17 protein-coding genes are annotated in these 20,020 nt (G+C 77.1%); 5 read left to right on the plus strand and 12 right to left on the minus strand.

Going from position 1 to position 20,020, the window contains the following annotated elements; translation table 11 throughout:
- Positions 1-108: 108 nt before the first annotated feature.
- Positions 109-1,632: an amidohydrolase gene (locus ACI79B_RS19470; RefSeq protein WP_456929652.1), complete on the minus strand. Its 1,524-nt coding sequence runs from the start codon at positions 1,630-1,632 to the stop codon at positions 109-111.
- Positions 1,633-1,715: 83 nt separating this feature from the next.
- Between ACI79B_RS19470 and ACI79B_RS19475 the strand changes: the two genes are divergently transcribed.
- The gene (locus ACI79B_RS19475) at positions 1,716-2,249 is read left to right on the plus strand and encodes a GNAT family N-acetyltransferase (RefSeq protein ID WP_456929653.1); all 534 of its coding nucleotides are present in this window, start codon (positions 1,716-1,718) and stop codon (positions 2,247-2,249) included.
- Here ACI79B_RS19475 and ACI79B_RS19480 read toward each other — a convergent pair whose 3' ends face one another.
- Entirely contained in the window at positions 2,250-3,110 is an 861-nt protein-coding gene (locus tag ACI79B_RS19480) for a lysophospholipid acyltransferase family protein (protein ID WP_456929654.1), read from the minus strand.
- 30 nt (positions 3,111-3,140) lie between these two features.
- Positions 3,141-4,271, minus strand: coding sequence for a carboxylate-amine ligase (locus tag ACI79B_RS19485; RefSeq protein WP_456929682.1), 1,131 nt, complete (start codon positions 4,269-4,271; stop codon positions 3,141-3,143).
- On the opposite strand from ACI79B_RS19485, the gene ACI79B_RS19490 reads away from it, so the two are divergent.
- Both ACI79B_RS19490 and ACI79B_RS19495 read left to right on the plus strand, forming a co-directional pair.
- The gene (locus tag ACI79B_RS19490) at positions 4,155-5,051 is read left to right on the plus strand and encodes an AMP-binding enzyme (protein ID WP_456929655.1); all 897 of its coding nucleotides are present in this window, start codon (positions 4,155-4,157) and stop codon (positions 5,049-5,051) included. The genes ACI79B_RS19485 and ACI79B_RS19490 overlap by 117 nt on opposite strands.
- Positions 5,052-5,303: 252 nt before the next feature.
- Positions 5,304-6,158 carry a hypothetical protein gene (locus tag ACI79B_RS19495; protein ID WP_456929656.1) on the plus strand — a complete coding sequence of 285 codons (855 nt, stop codon included), beginning with the start codon at positions 5,304-5,306 and terminating at the stop codon, positions 6,156-6,158.
- A 75-nt stretch (positions 6,159-6,233) separates the two neighbouring features.
- On the opposite strand, the gene ACI79B_RS19500 is transcribed toward ACI79B_RS19495, so the two are convergent.
- The 5 genes from ACI79B_RS19500 to ACI79B_RS19520 all read right to left on the minus strand — a co-directional run bounded on the left by ACI79B_RS19500 (position 6,234) and on the right by ACI79B_RS19520 (position 11,526).
- A complete protein-coding gene (locus ACI79B_RS19500) occupies positions 6,234-6,530 on the minus strand; it encodes a DUF1540 domain-containing protein (protein WP_456929657.1) in 297 nt (98 codons plus the stop codon).
- 224 nt (positions 6,531-6,754) lie between these two features.
- Positions 6,755-8,917: an intein-containing Rv2578c family radical SAM protein gene (locus ACI79B_RS19505; protein ID WP_456929658.1), complete on the minus strand. Its 2,163-nt coding sequence runs from the start codon at positions 8,915-8,917 to the stop codon at positions 6,755-6,757.
- A gap of 130 nt (positions 8,918-9,047) precedes the next feature.
- Complete coding sequence (locus tag ACI79B_RS19510) at positions 9,048-9,929, minus strand: DMT family transporter (RefSeq protein WP_456929659.1); 882 nt, start codon at positions 9,927-9,929, stop codon at positions 9,048-9,050.
- 15 nt (positions 9,930-9,944) lie between these two features.
- Positions 9,945-10,412, minus strand: a complete 468-nt coding sequence (locus ACI79B_RS19515; protein ID WP_456929660.1) for an Lrp/AsnC family transcriptional regulator — start codon at positions 10,410-10,412, stop codon at positions 9,945-9,947.
- Positions 10,387-11,526: a M24 family metallopeptidase gene (locus ACI79B_RS19520; RefSeq protein WP_456929661.1), complete on the minus strand. Its 1,140-nt coding sequence runs from the start codon at positions 11,524-11,526 to the stop codon at positions 10,387-10,389. Before ACI79B_RS19520 ends, ACI79B_RS19515 begins: the two co-directional genes overlap by 26 nt.
- Before the next feature lie 89 nt (positions 11,527-11,615).
- On the opposite strand from ACI79B_RS19520, the gene ACI79B_RS19525 reads away from it, so the two are divergent.
- On the plus strand, positions 11,616-12,533 hold the full coding sequence (locus ACI79B_RS19525; RefSeq protein WP_456929683.1) for a 5'-3' exonuclease: 918 nt from the start codon (positions 11,616-11,618) through the stop codon (positions 12,531-12,533).
- A gap of 33 nt (positions 12,534-12,566) precedes the next feature.
- Here the strand turns inward: ACI79B_RS19525 and ACI79B_RS19530 are convergent, their stop codons facing one another.
- The 3 genes from ACI79B_RS19530 to ACI79B_RS19540 form a co-directional block, all read right to left on the minus strand.
- On the minus strand, positions 12,567-13,232 hold the full coding sequence (locus ACI79B_RS19530; RefSeq protein WP_456929662.1) for a DUF4333 domain-containing protein: 666 nt from the start codon (positions 13,230-13,232) through the stop codon (positions 12,567-12,569).
- 162 nt (positions 13,233-13,394) lie between these two features.
- Complete coding sequence (locus tag ACI79B_RS19535) at positions 13,395-16,241, minus strand: DEAD/DEAH box helicase (protein ID WP_456929663.1); 2,847 nt, start codon at positions 16,239-16,241, stop codon at positions 13,395-13,397.
- 319 nt (positions 16,242-16,560) lie between these two features.
- Positions 16,561-17,451: a diacylglycerol/lipid kinase family protein gene (locus tag ACI79B_RS19540; RefSeq protein ID WP_456929664.1), complete on the minus strand. Its 891-nt coding sequence runs from the start codon at positions 17,449-17,451 to the stop codon at positions 16,561-16,563.
- A gap of 238 nt (positions 17,452-17,689) precedes the next feature.
- Between ACI79B_RS19540 and ACI79B_RS19545 the strand changes: the two genes are divergently transcribed.
- Positions 17,690-19,087, plus strand: coding sequence for an FAD-dependent oxidoreductase (locus tag ACI79B_RS19545; RefSeq protein ID WP_456929665.1), 1,398 nt, complete (start codon positions 17,690-17,692; stop codon positions 19,085-19,087).
- Here the strand turns inward: ACI79B_RS19545 and tatC are convergent.
- Entirely contained in the window at positions 19,075-20,007 is a 933-nt protein-coding gene (gene tatC / locus ACI79B_RS19550; RefSeq protein WP_456929666.1) for a twin-arginine translocase subunit TatC, read from the minus strand. The genes ACI79B_RS19545 and tatC overlap by 13 nt on opposite strands.
- Between the last annotated feature and the right edge of the window lie 13 nt (positions 20,008-20,020).

A 20,020-nucleotide genomic window follows, 5' to 3' on the forward strand; every position in this document is an offset into this window, starting at 1 on the left:
GCGCGGACCACGGTCGTGGTCCACCCACGAGCATCCCACCCCGCACCCCCGGCTCCGGGACGCGACCTGCGCGGGGTCCCCCGTCCGTGCCGTCCCCGCACCGGGTGGTTACAGCGACGGCAGCGGCCGCCCCGCCACCAGCAGCCGCCGGCAGGCCGGCCGGTCCCGCCGGTCGAGCACCGCCGACAGGCCGGCGTCGGTGGCCCACAGCGCGAGGTCGGCGGGCGCGCCGGGCGCCAGTGGCCCGGCGGCGGTCTCGGCGCGGACGGCGTGCCAGCCGCCGTGGGTGGCCGCGTCGAAGGCGTCGAAGGGGCGCAGCCCGGCGCCGGCGGTGCGGTGGTCGACGGCCGCGTGCACGCCGCCCCAGGGGTCCATCGGCGTCACCGGGGCGTCGCTGCCCAGCGCCAGGGCGACCCCGGCGTCGGCGAGGTCGGCGAACGGGTTGCACCCGGCGGCCCGCCCGGCGCCCAGCCGCTCGGCGTACATGCCCCCCGGGCCGCCCCAGGCGGCGTCGAAGGCGGGCTGGACGCTGGCCACCATCCCCCACGCCCGCATCCGCTCGACCGCCTCCGGGCCCGCCATCTCCACGTGCTCCAGCCGGTGCCGGCAGGCCCGCACGGCCGGCGCCCCGAGCTCGGCCACCACCGTCCCGACCGCGTCCAGCACCTGGTCGACGGCGGCGTCGCCGATGCAGTGGAAGCCGGCCTGGATCCCGGCGGCGGTGCAGGCGCGCACGTGGTCGACCAGGGAGGCGGTGTCGAACCGCAGCGCCCCGGCGGTGCCCGGCCGGTCGGCGTAGGGGGCGTGCAGCGCGGCGGTGTGCGAACCGAACGCGCCGTCGCAGAACAGGTCCCCGCCCGCGCCGGCCAGGTCCAGCTCGCGCACCAGGTCCAGCCCGCCGCGCTCGGCCAGCTCCCCCCAGTAGCCGGTCACCCGCGGCCCCGGCCGCTGCCGGGCCAGGTCCAGCAGCGCACGCAGGTCCGCGGCACTCGACACCTCGGGCCCGGCCATCTCGTGCAGGCTGCCGATGCCCAGCCGCGCCGCCTCGGCGAGCGTCGCGGCCTGCGCGGTGGCCCGCTGCGGCGCCGTCACCGCCCCGTAGGCGGCCTGCCGGGCGGCGTGGTGGGCGTCCAGCCGCAGCTGCCCGTCGGGCGAGAAGCCGGGCAGGTCCCGCACGCCGGGCACGCGGTCGAGCAGCGCGGTGGAGACGGTCGCGGAGTGCACGTCGACGCGGGCCAGGTAGGCCGGCCGGTCCCCGACGACGGCGTCGAGGTCGGCGCGGGTGAGCCCGCGGCCCTCGGGCCAGCCGGTCTCGTCCCAGCCGGTGCCCAGCAGGATGCCCGGGGGCGCGCCGCGCACCGCGCCGGCGACCGCGGCCACCGCCGCGGCGAGGCTCGACCTCGAGTGGAGGTCGAGACCGGTGAGCGCCAGGCCGGTCGCGGTCGCGTGCACGTGCGCGTCCACGAACGCCGGGGTGAGCAGCGCGCCCTCCCCGGCCAGCACCCGGCCGGCCCGCGGCGCGTCGGCGGCCGCGCCGGTCCAGGCGATCCGCCCGTCGACGACGTGCACGGCGCGGCCGGGACGGTCGCCGACGGTCACGTCGGTGAGCAGCAGGTCGGTCGGGGACGTCACGGCCCCTGAGCATGACGGCGCGCCCGGGCCGCTCCGGCGCCGGGTCCGCGGGTAGCGCGGGGCGCGCCGGGTAGGCAGTCGCGATGACGGTGCCCGACGGGGAGCTGCTCACCGAGCGGCTGCGGCTGCGCCCGTGGACCACCGGCCGCGCCGACCTGGCCCGGCTCACCGACATCTACCGGCGCGAGGAGGTCACCCGCTGGCTGGGCGGCCCGCCGTCGGTGGGGCCGGTGGAGCTGGTGGCCCGGTGGGCGGAGATCCGGCGCGCGGACCCGGTGCACGGCTGCTGGGCGGTGGAGGTGCGCGGGCCGCGGCCGGTGGTGGCCGGCACCGTGCTGCTCAAGCCGCTGCCCGACGGCGTCGGGGAGGTCGAGGTGGGCTGGCACCTGCACCCGGACTGCTGGGGCCACGGCTACGCCACCGAGGCCGCGCGGGCGGTGGTCGACCACGCCTTCGGCGCGGGGGTGCCGGAGGTCTACGCCGTCGTGCGGCCCGGCAACGACGCCTCGCTGGCGGTGTGCCGGCGCCTGGGCATGGAGCCGCTGGGCCGGCTGCGCCGCTGGTACGACGTCGAGCTGGAGGCGTTCCGGCTGATGGCGCCGGTGGTGGTGGAGTAGCTAGCGGCGGCGGCGGAGGCGGCGGGCCAGCCGCGCGCGGCGCGAGGTCCGCGCCTTGACCCGGTGCCCGGCGGCGTCCTGCGCGTCGCGGGCCGTGGCCTCCTCCAGGGTGGGCGCGGTCCCGCCCAGGTGCGCCGGCACCCACCACAGGTCCTCGGGGCCCGCGGGCTGCTGCGGATAGGTGCGCTGCGCCTCGTCGAGCAGCGCCTCCATCGCCGCGCGGGTGCGGGCCAGCAGCTCGGCGGGCTGCTCGCCGGGCAGGGGGACGACGGGCTCGCCGAGCAGCACGGTCACCGCGCGGCCGCGGGTGAGGTCCACGGGGCGCTTCTTGGTGGCCACCCGGTGCCCGCCCCACACCGCGGCCGGGACGATCGGCACGCCGGCGTCGATGGCCATCCGGGCGGCGCCGGCCTTGAGGTCCTTGACGGTGAAGCTCTGGCTGATCGTCGCCTCGGGGAAGACGCCGACGACCTCGCCGTCCTTGAGCGCCCGCACCGCGGCGTCGAACGCGGCCGCGCCGGCCTTGCGGTCCACCGGGATGTGCCGCATGGCCCGCATGAACGGCCCGGCGAACCAGTGCGCGAACACCGAGGCCTTGGCCATGAACCGGACCAGCCGGTGCCGCGGCAGCGCGGCCAGGCCGAGGAAGGTGAAGTCCAGGAAGCTGACGTGGTTGCTGCAGACCACCGCGCCGCCCGACGTCGGCACGTGCTCGGAGCCGCGCACGTCGAACTGCAGCCGCAGCAGCCGGAAGACCACCAGCGCCAGCCGCACGATGAACCGGTAGGGACGGTCCCGGCGGTCGGGGGCCGGGCCGAACAGGTCGCGCCGCACGACGTCGTGCCAGCTCGCGGTGTACATGGCGGGACGATATCCGCCCTCCCTGGCAGCTCACCTCCCGGTCGTGAGCTGCACCGCCGCGCGGACGACGGCGGTCAGGTCCCCCGTGCCGGCGTGCACGCGGCGCTGCAGGTCCGCGCCGGTGCCGCGCTCCAGCACCGCCGCCACGCCGTCGGCGACCCGCTGCCGGTCGCCGGCGGCGTCCAGCGCCGGGCCGACGTGCTCCAGCAGCGCCGCGACCACCGCGGCGGCCGGCGCCGGCGCCCCGGTGCGCGGGTGCACCAGGTCGCCGGTGGTGCCCGAGCGCCCGGCCCGCCAGGCGGCCACCCGCAGCAGCTCGGTGCGCACCCGCGGCGCGGGGACGCCCGCGCGCCACTCGCGGGCGGCGGTGTCCACCAGCGCGCGCACCAGCCCGGCGTGGGTCACCGCGTCCTCGACCCGCAGCGCGACGTCGGCGCAGCGCACCTCGACCGTGGGCCAGGTCCGCGACAGCCGGGCGTCGAAGTAGACCATCCCGGCGTCGACGATCGTGCGGGTCGCGACCAGGTCGGCGACCACCCGGTGGTAGGTCGCCGGGTCCCCGAACGGCTCGGTGGGGCCCGACGAGGGCCAGCGGTTCCACGCCTGGGACCGGAAGCTGGCGTACCCGGAGTCGGCGCCCAGCCAGAACGGCGAGTTGGCGGTCAGCGCGGTGAGCACGGGCAGCCACACCCGGATCCGGTCGAGGACCGCAACGCCCTCCTCGTCGCCGTCCACCGACACGTGCACGTGGCAGCCGCAGGTGAGCTGGTCGCGGGCGATCAGGCCGAAGGTGTCGGTCATCGCCGCGTAGCGCTCGCCGGGCGTCGTCTCCGGCGCGACGCCGACCGGCGAGGTGGCCAGCGCCGCCACCCGCGTCCCGACCACCCGGGCGGCGGCGTCGGCGCGCCCGCGCCAGTACCGCAGCTCCCGCTCCACCTCGGCCAGCCCGGTGCACACCCGGGTGCCCAGCTCCACCTGCTCCCGCTTGAGCTCGGGCACCAGGTGCCCCGGGGAGCCGCCGTCGTCCCCCTGCGCCGCGCTCTCGTGCTGCTCCGGGGTCTCCCCCTCCCCGCGGCGGGCGGCCACCGCCAGCGCCTCGGGACCGCGCGGCACCGGCGTCCCCGAGGGGTCGACGACCAGCAGCTCCTCCTCCACACCCACCGTGCGCACCGGCACATCCTGGGGGCGGGGCGACGCCGCCGCAGGGCGGGCACCGGCCACCCGGTTCGGGCGCGATCCCCGCATGACCGAACCCAGGGCCTCGAGGAGGCGATCCGGCGCATCGGCTCCGTCCTCGGGCAGCTGGACGGCCAGTCCGAGGCGCCGATGATGATCTCCACGATGGCGCCGGCCGAGCACCCCGACGGCTCCCCCGCCCAGGAGCGGTTCGCCTCCGCCGGTCGGCCCACCCCGCTCACCACCGTGACGGTCATGGCCGACGACGGGCGGCTGCTCCCCGCCGGCGAGCGCGGCGAGGTCGTCGTCCGCGGCTCGCTGGTCATGGACGGCTACCACCGGGACCCGCAGGCCACCGCCGAGGCGAGCCGGTTCGGCTGGCACCACACCGGCGACGTCGGCTACCTCGACGCCGACGGCTGGCTGTACCTCGTCGACCGCGCCAAGGACATGATCATCAGCGGCGGCTTCAACGTGTACTCGGCCGAGGTCGAGCAGGCGGTCCTGGCCCACCCGGCGGTGCAGGACTGCGCGGTGGTCGGCGTGCCCGACGAGAAGTGGGGCGAGCCGGTGGTCGCCGTCGTCCCTCCGCGGGCCGGGGAGGCGCTGGACCCCGCCGACGTCCGCGCGTTCGTCCGCGCCCGCATCGGCGGCGTCAAGGCGCCCGAGGACGTCCTCGTCTGGGCCGACCTGCCGCGCTCCGAGGTGGGCAAGGTGCTCAAGGGCGACGTGCGGTCGCAGCTGCCGACCGCCGGGGACGCGTGAGGGCTCCCCCGGCCGGTCCGTGACGGAACGGCGCCCCTCCCGGGAGGCGGGCGGGTGGGCGCTCCCCCGCCCGCGCGCCCGCTCCGCGGTGCCGCCGCGGACGGCCTGTCCCGAGCGCGAGTTCCCCGGACGACGGTCCCTCGACGGGCTCGCCCGACCGGTCCGGGAGCACCCTTCCCGGCGTCGTCGCCGGGTTCGACGCTTTCCTGAAAAGTCGTGTGAGTTGTTGGGGATAACGGGTATGGTGGGGGCATGGCGAAGGGCTGGCAGGGGCCGCTCCCGGAGATGCCGTCACCGCCCGCGGCGCAGGCCTGGGCCCAGCTGGAGCCGCCGGAGGGCTACGCGGTGCAGTGGCGCCGGCTGATCGACGCCGCCCTCGAGCTCGGCCTCGGCCCCGACGAACTGGCCGAGGGCGGGATGGACGACGTCGCGGCGGCCCGCGGCTGGAAGCCCGCCACCGTCACCCTGTACAGCAAGGTGGCCCGGTACGGCGGGGTGCCCCTGCCGGTGCCCCCGACGCCGGAGCCCGATCCGCGGACGCTGGACCTGCGGCCGCTCACCGAGGTGCGCAGCGAGGAGCCCGAGCACCTGCGCACGGTCGTGTGGTGCGCGATCGCGCTGCGCTGGCCGGCCCCGGTGGGCACCTTCCGCGACCTGCGCCGCGACCAGGTGCACGCCACCGCCCGGCGTCTGGTGGTGCGCACCGAGGACGGCGAGTGGTCGGTCCCCGGGGCGCTGACCGCGTGGCACGCCTGGGAGGCGGTGCGCAACCGCTTCCCCGCACTGGCCGACAGCCCGTGGGTGCTGCCCGCACTGCGCCGCGGCCCGGGCTTCGCCTCCCACGTGGGCGGCCGGCTGTCCAGCCAGGCGCTGCAGGTGACGTTCGCCAAGCACGCCGTGCGCACCGCGCTGTACCTGCGCGCCACCACGACCGGCGCGCGCCGCCAGCGGGCCGAGGCGCTGGCCGCCGTCTACGAGACGCTGTCCTACGACTCCTACCGCCGGCTGGCCCTGGCCGCCGGCGCCGAGCCGGTGGCCGCCCGGGGCGCGGTCCGGGCCGAGCGGGCCGCCCGCGCGAACAAGGCCGCGGCTCCACCCCCCGCCTGAGCGGCACTCCTCGAACGCCACGACGGCCCGGGCGGAGGCCCGGGCCGTCGTCGTGCAGAGATACCGCGGGTCCCGTCAGGCCGGCGAGTAGGTCATGCAGGTGGCGGTGTCGTGGTCGAAGCCCACCCGGATGCCCTCGGCGCGGCACTCGAGGGCGTCGTTGTGCACGCAGTCGGTCCGCTGGCACGCACCCACCAGCGCCTCGGCCCGAGGCAGACCGCCGCGGACGGTGAGCGGGATGAAGGTGCCGCAGTCGGCACTGCCGTTGTGGCTGCTCACGGTGATCGCGAAGGCGTGGCAGCCGTGCTCGTGGTCGTTGTAGGAGCAGCCGGTGACGGTGCACTCGGCGACGGGGGGCACGACGGCGGTCATCTCTGGTCCTCCGGGCTCGGACGGATCGGCCGGCCCCAGTGTGCCGCAGAATGGCGCCGGGTTCGACCCCGGAATGCATTCCGCGTGTCGCTTCCCGACCATTTCCTCAGGTGAGCCTCACCTGAGAACCTGCACGTCAGCCGCTTGCGCCCAGGGAAGGCTGCCCTTCCCTGTGCCATTTCGTTGCGGCACCCAATGGTCAGGGAAGGCTTGCCTGGCCATTTCTAGATCAGCGCCAGCTGACCCGGCACGGCGTCGTCCCGGGACCGCCGCGCCCGGGTCGCCCGGCCGCGCGGGGCGACGGGGTCGCGGGCCGGTGGCAGGCTGCCCGCGGGGAAGGCGGCCTCGTCGTCCCCGGGGACGCCGGAGGGCGCCTCGGCCCCCCGGGCCGCGCCGCCGGACCGGCCGTCGAGGCCGTGCCGGCGCAGCAGCGGCGCGACCCGGCCGGCCAGCCAGGCCCGGTACTCGGGCGGCACGTACGCGCCGCCGCGGTAGAGCTGCCGGTAGCGCCCCACCAGGGAGGGGTGCTCGCGCGCCAGCCAGGCGGAGAACCACTCGCGGGCGCCGGGGCGCAGGTGCAGCGGCACCACGGTCACCCCGGTGGCGCCGGCGGCGGCGATCGCCCCGAGGGCGGCGTCGAGGTCGGCCAGGCGGTCGGTGAGCCCCGGCAGCACCGGGGCGAGGAACACCCCGCACGGCAGCCCGGCGTCGGTGACCGCCCGCACCAGGTCCAGCCGGGCCCGCGGCGAGGGGACCCCCGGCTCGAGGCTCGCGTGCAGGTCGTCGTCCCAGATGGCCATCGAGACGCCGAAGCCCACCGGGACGTCGCGGGCGGCGTCGGCGAGCAGCGGCAGGTCGCGGAGGGCCAGCGTGCCCTTGGTGAGGATCGAGAACGGCGTGCCGGAGTCGGCCAGCGCGCGGATGACGCCGGGCATCAGCCGGTACCGGCCCTCGGCCCGCTGGTAGGGGTCGGTGTTGGTGCCCAGCGCCACGTGCTCGCGCTTCCAGGACGGCCGGGCGAGCTCGCGGCGCAGCACCTCGACGAGGTTGGTCTTGACGACGATCTGGGTGTCGAAGTCGCGGCCGGCGTCCAGGTCCAGCCACTCGTGCGTCGAGCGGGCGAAGCAGTTGTGGCTGATCACCCCGTTGGCGACGAAGTCCCCGGTGCCGGTGGTGATGTCGAACATCGGCATCTCGAGCCCGAGCGCCTGCAGGTCCACCACGCGCAGGTCCGCGTCGCTCTCCACCGCGGTGCCCACCAACCCGCACTTCCGGCGGATGGCGGGTGCGACCAGGTGCACGAACCGCATGTGCTCGCGCACGCCGCCGCGCACCCGGACGGTGGCGAGGCCGTTGGCCTGCTGCCGGTCCTCGAGCACCGCGTCGAAGCCGAAGGCCCACAGAGCCGACCGCGTGCGGTCGAGGATCTCCGGGTCGGTGTTCGCCACCCGGAGGACGCCCCCGGCGCGGCTGCCCTCCGCTTCGAAGATGCCGGCGAGGAAGCCGCGCTGCCACGCCGGACCCGGCTCCCGGGGCCACTCCACCAGGTCGGTGATCCGCGCGACGGCGGCCGCGGAGGACGTGCGGATCGCTCGGATGGCCCGGCGCTCCCCCTGGGCGGCCGAGAACTGGAAACGGTCCGTGCGGACGCCCTCCTCCGCGAGGAACACCTGGGTGCGGTCGAGACCCTCGTCGTCGACCAGCGCCAGGCGGAACCGGTGCTGGTCGCCGTGCTTCCGCCCGGGCCGCTGGTAGCGGTGGACGCGCAGGTGCCCGTCCCCGCGGATCATGCCGGTGAGATAGCCCCGCCGGTACTCGGCACAGGCGACCGGTGCCACTCCGGTACGACCGAAGCCGAGCAGCTCGTCGTTCGTGGTGAGGTGCGGCCGGCGCCCCCCGCCCGAGGTCGTCCCCCTGACGTACTTCCACCCGCGGCTGCTGAGGAAGCGGTGGTCGCCACTGGCCACGAGCGTCGTGCCGTCGGCCAGGGTGACCCGGTGGGCCGGCTTGACCGTGCTCCAGTGAGCGAGGACCTCGGTCTCCACGTAGTGCCGGTAGGTGCCCCGTCGCTCGGTGCCGACCACCCGGTCCCCGACCCGGAGGTCGGCGAGGGCCCGCTGGCTGCCGTCGGCCATGAGGATCCGCGTGTCCCCGGCCAGGCAGTACACGCACTGGTGGAGGCAGCCCCGGTACGGGTTGATCGTGTAGGAGAACGGCACCCGCGAACCCTCCGGCACCGCGTTGAGGGCCGACCGGCACAGCACCTCGTGCATCGTCACACCCGGGAACTCGGGCACCTCCACGCTGCGCAGCAGCCCGCGCAGGCTCGGCATGCCCGGCAGCAGCGTCTCGTCGTCGGCGTCGAGGCGCCGGGCGTCCCACCTCACCACCCGATGCGAACACGTGTTCGAGGCGTTGTCCAGTCGCACCGCCGTCCCCGCGGTTTCCCACCTCCGCAGCGGGTCCACCGGTGGGTTGCTCGCATAGTTGGGGATAACGGTCGAACGGCGGGCGCGGTCACGCCCCGACGACGGGTGCCTCCCGCGGCGGCCCGCTGCTGCGGGTGAGCAGGACCACCCCGACGACGGCGACCAGCGCGGCCGGCCCCCACACCGCCGCGTGCCCGGGCTCCAGGTGCTCCCCGAGCAGCACCCGGGCCGACGGCACCGCCGCCAGCGGGTCGAACACCACCAGCGCGGGCAGCGACCAGGACAGCGAACCGCGGCCGTAGGCCTGCTGCGCGCCCACCTGGGAGGCCACCGAGGCCACCACCGCGCCCCACGGCTCGGGCCGGGCGAGCGCGCCGGCCACCCCGTCGGTCGCGAGCACCGCGAGCCCGGCCGAGACCAGCACCGCGGCCACCCCGGCGGCCAGGCCCCCGGTGACCCCGCAGGCCAGCGCCGCGCCGCTGCCGCCGCGCAGCCGGGCGGTGAGCGCGACCGCCAGCACCACCAGCACGACGGCGACCACGGCGGCCGCGGCCGGCGGCGGGTCCCCGGAGCCCCGGCCCGGGCGGGCGGCCACCACGAAGACCACGAGCCCGCCCACGGTGAGCGCGGCGCCGGCCCACTCGGTCCGGGACGGCGGGTGCCCGGTGCGGACGGTGCGCACCGCCAGCGCCGCCACCAGCGCGCCGGCCAGCAGCGGCTGCACGATCGCCACGGGCGCCAGGGCCAGCGCCGCCACCTGGGCGACGGTGCCGCTGGTGGTGGCCGCCTGGCCGAGCAGCCAGGTGCGCTGGCGCACCATCTCCCGCATCCGCAGCCGCCCGCCGGTGGTGGCGCGGACCGCCGCCTCGTGCTGCAGCACCGAGCCCAGCCCGAACAGCGTCGCCGCGAGCAGCGCCAGCAGCGTGCCGGGCAGGTGGTCCCCCACCCCGCGGGCCAGGGCGTCGGGCACGCCGGTCCTCCGGGCTCAGACGGGCGGACGGTCCTCGTAGAAGGTGGACAGCACGACGGTGGTGCGGGTGCTGACGTTCGCCGTCGTGCGGATCTCGCGCAGCAGCGCCTCCAGCGCCTCGGGCGAGGCCACCCGCACCTTGAGCAGGTAGCTCTCGATGCCCGCGACCGAGTAGCAGGCCTCGATCGCGTCGAGGTGGGTGAGCTTGGCCGGGGCGTCGTCGGCCTGGGCCTGGTCCAGCGGGGTGATCGAGACGAACGCGGTCAGCCCCAGGCCCACCTGGCGCGCGTCGATCCGCGCCCGGTACCCGGTGATCAGCCCGCGCTGCTCGAGCCGGCGCACCCGCTGGTGCACCGCCGACACCGACAGCCCGACCCGCTCGGCGAGCTCGGTGTAGCTGGCCCGCCCGTCCCGCACCAGGGCGGCCAGCAGCGCCCGGTCGACGTCGGAGGGCGGGTCAGCCGGGGAGGACGACGAGCTCACGGGTGCCCTCGTTCAGCGTGCGGACGCCGTCGTCGGTGCAGACCACGATGTCCTCGATCCGCGCGCCGCAGCGGCCGGCCAGGTAGATGCCCGGCTCCACGGAGAACGCCATCCCGGCCTCCAGCGGCAGGTCGTTGCCCGCGACGATGTAGGGCGCCTCGTGCGTGTCCAGGCCGATGCCGTGCCCGGTGCGGTGGATGAAGTGCTCCCCCCACCCGGCGGCGGCGATCCGGTCGCGGGCGGCGGCGTCGACCTGCTCGGCGGTCACCCCCGGCCGGACGGCGGCGACGGCGGCCTGCTGCGCCTCCTCGAGGACCGCGTACCACTCGGCCACCTCGGGGCCGGGCTCGCCGCCGACGACGTAGGTGCGGGTGCAGTCCGACCGGTAGCCGGTGGCGGTCTCCCCGCCGATGTCGACGACGACCAGGTCGCCGGCCTGCACCACCCGGTCGGAGAGCTCGTGGTGCGGGCTGGCGCCGTTGGGGCCGGAGCCGACGATGGTGAAGTCCACGCCCACGTGCCCCTCCGCCAGGATCGCCGCGGCGACGTCCGCGCCGACCGCGGCCTCGGTGCGCCCGACCCGCAGCCACTCGCCCATCCGGGCGTGCACCCGGTCGATGGCGGCGCCGGCGCGGGCCAGCTCCTCCACCTCGGCCGGGCTCTTGACCATCCGCAGCCGGTCCAGCACCGGGGTGGCCAGTTCCAGGGTCGAGCCGGGCAGCGCCCGGTGCACGCCGAGGGCGTGCTCGGCCCAGGTGCGCGCCCCCACCGCGACCCGGGTGGGGGCGGCGCCCAGCCGGGCGGTCACCTCCCGGGCGACGACGGCGAACGGGTCGTCGGTCTCGTCCCAGGCGTGCACGTCCAGGCCGAGGGCGCCGGCCGGCGAGGCGTCGACCATCGGCGCCTCCAGCCGCGGGACGACCAGCAGCGGCTCCCCGCGGCGGGGGACCACCAGCGCGGTCAGCCGCTCCATCGCGTGGGCGTGGTAGCCGGACAGGTAGCGCAGGTCCGAGCCCGGGGTGAGGACCAGGACGTCGACGCCGAGCTCCCCGGCGACGGCGCGTGCGGCGTGCACGCGGTCGATGCTGACGAGGGCCCCCGTGCTGCTTGCCACGCCCGGACACTAACCCCGCGGCCGGGCCGGGCCCGCGCCGGTTTCCCCGGCCCGTCGTCCCCGGCGGCTACGGTCCGCCCGTGACCACGATGCTGCTCGACGCCGCGAGCCTCTACTTCCGGGCCTTCTACGGCGTCCCGACCAGCGTGACCTCGCCCGACGGCCGCCCGGTCAACGCCGTCCGCGGGTTCCTGGACATGACCGCCCGGCTGCTCACCGCCCACGCCCCGACCCGGCTGGTCGCCTGCTGGGACGACGACTGGCGCCCGGCGTTCCGGGTCGAGGCGCTGCCGTCGTACAAGGCGCACCGGCTCTCGCCCGACGGCGGGGAGGAGACGCCCGACGAGCTGTCCCCGCAGGTGCCGGTGCTGGTGGACGTGCTGGCCGCGGCGGGCATCCCCCGGGTCGGCGCGCCGGGCTACGAGGCCGACGACGTGATCGGCACGCTGGCCACCCGGGCGCGCGGGCCGGTGGACGTCGTCACCGGCGACCGGGACCTGTTCCAGCTGGTCGACGACGCCCGCGGCGTCCGGGTGCTGTACACCGCGCGCGGCATCGCCGACATCGAGGTGGTCGACGAGGCGGCGGTGGCGGCGAAGTACGGCATCCCCGGGCGGGCCTACGCCGACTTCGCGGTGCTGCGCGGGGACCCCAGCGACGGCCTGCCCGGCGTGGCGGGCATCGGCGCGAAGACGGCGGCGGCGCTGGTCACCGAGTTCGGCGACCTGGCCGGCATCCGCGCGGCCGCGGCGCGCACCGCGGTGCCGAAGGCGCCGCTCACGCGCGGCGTGCTGGCGAAGCTGCACGCCGGCGGGGAGTACCTGGACGCCGCGCCGGTGGTGGTGGCCGTGGCCCGCGACGTCGACCTGCCGCCGGTGGAGGGGGCGCTGCCGTCCCGGCCGGCCGACGCCGCGGCGCTGGCCGCGCTGGCCGACGCGCACGGGCTGCGGTCCTCGCTCGGCCGGCTGGGCGCCGCCCTGGGCTGGCCGGCCGACGCCCTCGACTGAGGAGGACGCCGGCCGGAGGTCAGCCGCGGGGCCTCAGGAGGCGACCTCCCAGGTGTAGGCGGCCGCGTCCGCGTCGGTGATGGCGACCTGCAGGGTCACGTCCTCGCCGTCGTCGGTGGTGCCGGTGCACTCGTAGGTGGCGCCGTCCTCCACGACCATCTCGTCGTCGCAGGAGACGTCGATCGCGACGCCGAAGGTCTCCTCGAACTGCTGCGCGATGTCGCTCTCGGCCTGCGCGCCGTCGAGCACGTCCTTGCCCAGCACGATCGGCAGGACGATCGCCGCGGCGATCAGCACGACGGCGAGCGCGACCAGGCCGATGACCAGCCCGGTCCGGGACTTCCTCGGCTGCTGCCCGAGTCCGGGCTGGCCGTAGCCGCCGGGCTGGCCGAACTGGCCGGGCTGCTGCCCGTACTGCCCCGGCTGCCCGTAGCCGCCGGGCTGCGGCTGGCCCGGCTGGCCGTAGCCGGGCTGCCCGTACTGGCCCGGCTGGCCGTACTGGCCGGGCTGCCCGTAGGGGCCCGGCTGTCCCGGCTGCTGGCCGTACTGCCCCGGCGGGGCGGCGGGCTGCCCGTACTGCCCACCCGGCTGGCCGTACTGCCCCGGCTGCCCGTACGGGCCCGGCTGTCCCGGCTGCTGGCCGTACTGCCCCGGCTGCCCGTACTGCCCCGGCTGGCCACCCTGCGGTGGGTTGGTCATCGTCGCTCCCGTTCGGTGCGGCCCCGCGGGGGCCGTGTCGTGTTCCGCGCTCCGATGACCGTCCGTCACCGGAGCGGGGGAGATTGTGCACCACGGGGGCCCTCCGGCAGCCCGTCCGCGACGCGGTCGCCCGCCCGGGTCAGCGGCGGCCGGGCGGCGGCCTCAGCCGCTGACCGCGACCGCGACCACCCCGCGCCGCACCAGCCCCACCGCGGCCCGCGCGACGCCGGCCACGGCCCCGTCGGCGACCTTCGCCAGCTGGTCGAGCAGGTCCACCAGCTGCCGCGCCCAGCGGACGAAGTCGCCGCCGGACAGCTCGGTGCCCGCCTGCTCGGCGCCGGCCAGCACCCGGTCCAGCGCCTGCCCGTCGGCCCAGCGGTAGGCCGCCCAGGCGAAGCCGAGGTCCAGGTCGCGGCTGGCGGGCAGGCCCCGGTCGAGCTCGACGTCCTGCAGCCGCGCGCGGATCCGGCGCATCTCGGCGATCGCCCCGGCCACCTTCCCCGCGGGCACCGCCGGCTGGCCGGGCATCTCCCGCCGGGCCTCGAACACCAGCGTGGACACCGCCGCGGCCAGCTCCGCCGGGGTGAGCCCGCGCCACGCGCCGGCGCGCAGGCACTCGGCGACGAGCAGGTCGGCCTCCGACCAGATCCGCGCCAGCCGCCGGCCCTCCTCGGTGACCCGCGGGACGTCGTCGACGGGGGTGGGCTCCTCGGTGTCGGCCGGCACCAGCGGCACCGCCTCGGGCACCAGGTAGCCCAGCTCCTCGAGGACGTCGCAGGTGCGGTCGAACTGCCGGGTCAGCGAGCCGGTGCGCTCGGCCATCTTCCGGTGGGTGGCCTCGGCGTCGGCGACCGCGCGCAGGTAGCGCTCGGCGAAGCGCACCCGCTCCTCCCGGTCGGGCAGCGCGTGCACCGGGTGGTTGCGCACCGCGCGGCGCAGGTCGTGCAGCACCGGGTCGTCGGCGGCGGCCGAGCGCTGCTTGACCCGCCGGGCGCCGAGGTCGTTCTCCAGCCGCGCGGTGCGCAGCGTGGAGGCCAGGTCGCGGCGGGCGTGCGGGCTGCGGTGGTTGAAGTTCTTCGGCACCCGCACCCGGGCCAGCGCGCTGACCGGCGTCGGGAAGTCCACGCTGGCCAGCCGGCCGGCCCACTTGTCCTCGGTGAGCACCAGCGGGCGGGGGTCGGACAGGTCGGTGACGCCGGGGTCGAGGACGACGGCCAGACCCTGCCGGCGGCCCGAGGGCACCCGGATGACGTCGCCCGGGCGCAGCGCGGCCAGCGCGTCGGCGGCCTCCGTGCGCCGCTTGGCCTGCGAGTCGCGGGACAGCTCCTTCTCCCGGTCGGCGATCTCCCGCCGCAGCCGGGCGTAGGCGAGCACGTCGCCGCCCTCGCTGGCCATCTCGGCGGCGAACTTCTCCGCGTCCCGCTCGGAGCGGGCGGCCTGCCGGGCCAGGCCGACGACCGAGCGGTCGGCCTGGAACTGGGCGAAGGAGGAGGCCAGCAGCTCGCGGGCGCGGGCCCGGCCGTAGGAGCCGACCAGGTTGACCGCCATGTTGTAGCTGGGCCGGAACGACGACCGCAGCGGATAGGTGCGGGTGCTGGCCAGCCCGGCGACGACGGAGGGGTCCATGCCCGGCGCCCAGACGACGACGGCGTGCCCCTCGACGTCGATGCCGCGCCGCCCGGCCCGCCCGGTGAGCTGGGTGTACTCCCCCGGCGTGACGTCGACGTGCGCCTCGCCGTTCCACTTGACCAGCCGCTCGAGCACGACGGTGCGGGCGGGCATGTTGATGCCCAGCGCCAGGGTCTCGGTGGCGAACACGGCCTTGACCAGACCGCGGACGAAGCACTCCTCGACGGTCTCCTTGAACGCCGGCACCAGGCCCGCGTGGTGGGCGGCGAGCCCGGCGAGCAGGCCCTCGCGCCACTCCCAGAAGCCGAGGACGTGCAGGTCCTCGTCGGGCAGGCTGCCGGTGCGCTCGTCGACGATCCGGGCGATCTCGGCGCGCTCGGCCTCGTCGGTGAGCCGCAGCCCGGCCATCAGGCACTGGTGCACCGCCTGGTCGCAGCCGTTGCGGCTGAACACGAAGGTGATGGCGGGCAGCAGCCCGGCGCGGTCGAGCCGCTCCACCACCTCCGGGCGGGCCGGCGGCCGGTACCGCGGCTTGTGCCAGTCCCGGTCCCGGCGGGAGCCGCCGTTGCCGCCGCCCCAGGTGTCCAGCCGCCGCTCGTGCTCGCGCACGTACCGGACCAGCTCGGGGTCGACGACGCTGGCGCCCCGGTCGCGGGTCGACTGCCCGCGCGGGTCGTCCCCCTGCTCGGCGGCGTGCGCCGCGGGCCGCAGGCTGAACAGGTCGAACACCCGGTTGCCGACCAGCATGTGCTGCCACAGCGGGATCGGCCGGACCTCGCTGACGACGACCCGGGTGTGCCCGCGGACGGTGACCAGCCAGTCGGCGAACTCCTCGGCGTTGCTCACCGTCGCCGACAGCGACACCAGGGTGACCGACGCCGGGAGGTGGATGATCACCTCCTCCCACACGGCGCCGCGGAAGCGGTCGGCGAGGTAGTGCACCTCGTCCATGACCACGTAGCCGAGGCCGGCGATGGCCGGGGACTCGGCGTAGAGCATGTTGCGCAGCACCTCGGTGGTCATCACCACCACGGGCGCGTCGCCGTTGATCGCGTTGTCCCCGGTGAGCAGCCCGACCTTCGCCTCGCCGTAGCGGTCGACCAGGTCGTTGTACTTCTGGTTGGACAGCGCCTTGATCGGCGTCGTGTAGAAGGCCTTGCGCCCCTCGGCCAGCGCCTTGTGCACGGCGAACTCGCCGACGACGGTCTTGCCGGCCCCGGTGGGCGCGCACACCAGCACCCCGGCGCCCTCGTCGAGCGCCTCGCAGGCCTCCACCTGGAACGGGTCCAGGGAGAAGCCGAGCTCGGCGGTGAAGTCGGCGAGGGTGGGGTGCGCGCTGCGCCGCCGGGCAGCCGCGTACCGCTCGGCGGGGCTGGACATGCCCCCACGTTAGGCGCTTCCCGGACGGCGCTCAGCCCGGACGGGGTCTCCCCGCGTCGCCGCTCCTCCCCCGGGGCCGGCCGCACCGACCGAGTGGCCGATAAGTTGGGGATAACGGTCGAACCGGCGGTGCGGAGCCGTGTGGCGGCGGCTCGGCCACCGCGTCCTCGCGGCGGGTCGAGGGCGGGTGGTGTCACCCAGCGTCAAGATCCTCGGTATATAACCCCGGAGATCCGGAGACCCCGGCCACGGAGGGTGAGGACGGCCGCGCCTCAGCACCTCGCCGTGGAGCCAGGAGCCCGGCAGGGCGGCCGCCCGCTCATGCGGGCCGCCCGGAGCCCACGATCCGCAGCGCGCCGGGCACCGCCTCGGCGCGCACCGGCAGCGCCGCCACCGGCTCGCCGTCGGCGCAGGTGGTCAGTCCCGTGCCGGCGAGCTCCACCCGCGCGGCGCGGTGCACGGTGACGGCGGGGTGGTCGACGTGCGTGCCCTCGGTCAGCCGCGGCCGGGTGCGCACCAGCTCCCGGCGGGACACGGGCCCCACCACGGTGACGTCGAGCCGGCCGTCGGCGGGGTCGGCGGCCGGGCAGACCCGCATGCCGCCGCCGTACCAGGCGGTGTTGCCGACGGCGACCAGCGTGACCGGCAGCGTCCGGGCCTCCCCGTCGAGGGTCAGGGTGACCTCGCGGGGCCGCAGCCGGGCCAGCTCGGCGAGGATCGCGACGTCGTAGCGGCGCGGCCCGCGCGGCCAGCGCAGCCGGTTGGCCCGGTCGGTGACCGCCGAGTCGAAGCCACAGCACAGCACGGTGGCCCACCAGCGCCCGGCGGTGCGGCCGGCGTCCAGGGACCGCACGGCGCCCGAGCGCAGGTCGCCGGCGGCCGCGGTGGCCGCGGCCACCGGCTCGGGCGGCACGCCGAGGGCGAGCGCCAGGTCGTTGCCGGTCCCGGCCGGGACGACGGCCAGCGGCGTGCCGGTGCCGGCGACCGCCTGCAGCGCGGCGTGCACGGCGCCGTCCCCGCCGATCGCCACGACGGCGCCGGCGCCGGCCGCCACCGCGCCGGCCGCGGCCCGCTCCGCCTCGGCGCGGGTGCCGGCCGCGAGCACCGTCGGGGTGAGCCCGCCCCGGCGCAGCGCGTCGAGCGCGGCGGCGGACACGGTGCGGGCGCGGCCCCGCCCGGCGGCGGCGCTGACGAGGACGGCGACGTCCACCCGGTCTCCTCCCCTGGACCTCCGGCGAGCGGCGGCCCACGCTACGGCCCGGCGGCGTCCCCGGGGCCGCCGCACCCTCCCTGCGGTGGAGACCGGCCTGGTCGGAGGTCGGGTCCGGCCCCTGGTGACCTTGACACGGCCGCGCCGCCGGTGGCTCGATGACGCCGCCAGTCGGTTGCCCAGCAACACCTTCCCGCGGACGACCCCGCTGGCCCCGTCGAGTCGTGCGGAGGTCGCCGTGCAGGTCGTCGTCGCAGGGGCCGGGATCTCGGGCCTGACCGCAGCGGTCACGCTGGCCCGCCAGGGCCACCGGGTGCAGCTGGTGGACCGGGACGGCGCGCAGCCGCCCGGCGACGTCGGCGCCGCCGCGGACTGGCCGCGCCGCGGGGTAGCGCAGTTCCACCAGCCGCACGCCTTCCTCGCCCGGCTGCACGCCGAGCTCGCCGCCGGCCTGCCCGACGTGCTCGACGCGCTGGTCGCGCACGGCGCCGAGCCGGTGCGGCTGCCCGACGGGCTCACCGCCCTGTGGTGCCGGCGCAGCACGCTGGAGTGGGTGCTGCAGCGCACCGCCGACGCCGAGCCGGGCGTCACCCGGTGGCGCGCCGGGGCCGAGCGGGTGGAGGTGGCCGGCGGCGCGGTCTCCGGCGTCCGGCTGGCCGGCGGCGGCGTGCTCCCCGCCGACCTGGTCGTCGACGCCACCGGCCGCCGCGGGCGGCTGTCGCGGCCGTGGGTCGGCGACACCGTCGACGTGCCGGCCGACGAGGTGTACGTCTCCCGCCGCTACCGGCTGCTGCCCGGCGCGGGGTTCGCGCCGGTCGAGCGGGGCGTGGTCTCGGTGGCCGAGGGCGACGGGTACGCGGTGCTCGTCTTCCCGCACGACGCCGGCACGTTCACCGTCTGCCTGACCCGGCTGCCCGACGACCCGCAGCTGGCCCGCTCCCAGGAGCTGCCCGGCTTCGAGGCGGTCACCCGGGCGGTGCCGCTGGCCGCGCGGTGGACCGACCCCGCCCGCGCCGTCCCGGTGTCGCCGGTGCGGGTCATGGGCGGCCTGCGCAGCACCTTCCGGGTGCTCACCGACGACGCGCCGCTCGGGCTGCACCCGCTGGCCGACGCCGTCAGCACCAGCAACCCGCACTTCGGCCGCGGCTCGGCGCTGGCGGTGGCGCACGCGCTGCGCCTGGCCGGGGCCGTCGCCGCCGCGCCCGGGGACGCCCGCTCCTGGCGCGCGCAGGTGGACGCCTGGGTGCAGGGCGAGCTGCGCGAGTGGTTCGACGACGGCTGCCGCACCGACCTCGCCCGCGCCCGGATGTGGCGGGCCGCCCGCGACGGCGCCGGGTGGGGCGCCGGCCCGCCGTCCGGACCCGCCGGCGACGGTGCGCCGCTGCCGGGCTGGCTGGTGTTCGCCGCCGCCGGCGCCGACCCGGAGGTCGGCCGGGCCGTGCTGCGGCACGCCCAGCTGGTCGACCCGCCGGCGGCGCTGGCCGCGGTGCACCCGCGGGTGGCCGGGCTGCTCGCCCGCGGCTGGCGGCCCGGACGCCCCGCCCCCGGCGACGGCGGCCCCCCGCCGGCGCCCCCGCGGGCGGTCCTGGTCGAGGCCCTGGCGGCGGCCGGGCCCCGGGCGGCTCAGCCGCGGTAGGTGTCCGCCGGGGCGCCGGGCAGCAGGTCCTCGCGCCGGGTGGGGCCGGCGTCGAGGTCGGAGGGCCGCGCGTCCAGCGGGGAGGCCTCGTCGTCGGGCACGTCGTGGAAGTGCTGCACGGCCTCCCGGCGGGCCCGCCGCCGGTCCACGAGCCGGGCGACCTGGATGGCCAGCTCGAACAGCACCACCATCGGCAGCGCCATGGCCAGCATGGTGAACGGGTCCTGGGTGGGCGTGACGAACGCGGCGAACACGATGGTCAGGAAGAAGATCCACCGCCGGCTGCGCGCCAGCACGGCGTGCGAGAGGACGCCGACCAGGTTCAGCGCCACCGCGATCAGCGGCAGCTCGAAGCTCAGCCCGAAGGCGACCAGCAGGCTGATCACGAAGCCCAGGTAGTCCGGCGCGGTGAGCTGGAAGGCCACCTCGTCACCGGCGAGCTCCAGCAGCAGCTCCAGGCCCTTGTAGAGAGTGACGTAGGCCAGCACCGCGCCCAGGGCGAACAGCGTCGTGGAGACGGCGACGAAGGTGATCGCGTAGCGCTTCTCGTTGCGCTTGAGCCCGGGGGTGATGAACGCCCACAGCTGGTAGAGCCAGAACGGGCTGGACAGCACCGCCCCGGCGATCAGGCCGATCTTCAGCCGCAGCAGCACGCCGCCGAAGACGTCGAGGACCACCAGCGAGCAGCTCTCGTCGCCCTGGAAGCGCAGGTCGGCCGGCAGCGAGCAGTAGGGCTCGCTGAGGAAGGTCAGCAGCCCGTGGTCGTACCAGAGGAAGCCGGCGACCGTGCCCAGCGCGAGCGCCAGCAGGGCCTTGGCGACGCGGTTGCGCAGCTCGGTGAGGTGCGCGACGAGGGTCATCGTCGCCTCGGGGTCCCGCGGGGCCCGCCGCCGGCGGCGGCGCAGGGAGGGACCGCTCACGTTCCTGCCCTTG

It is taken from the genome of Geodermatophilus sp. SYSU D00879, from assembly GCF_054050375.1.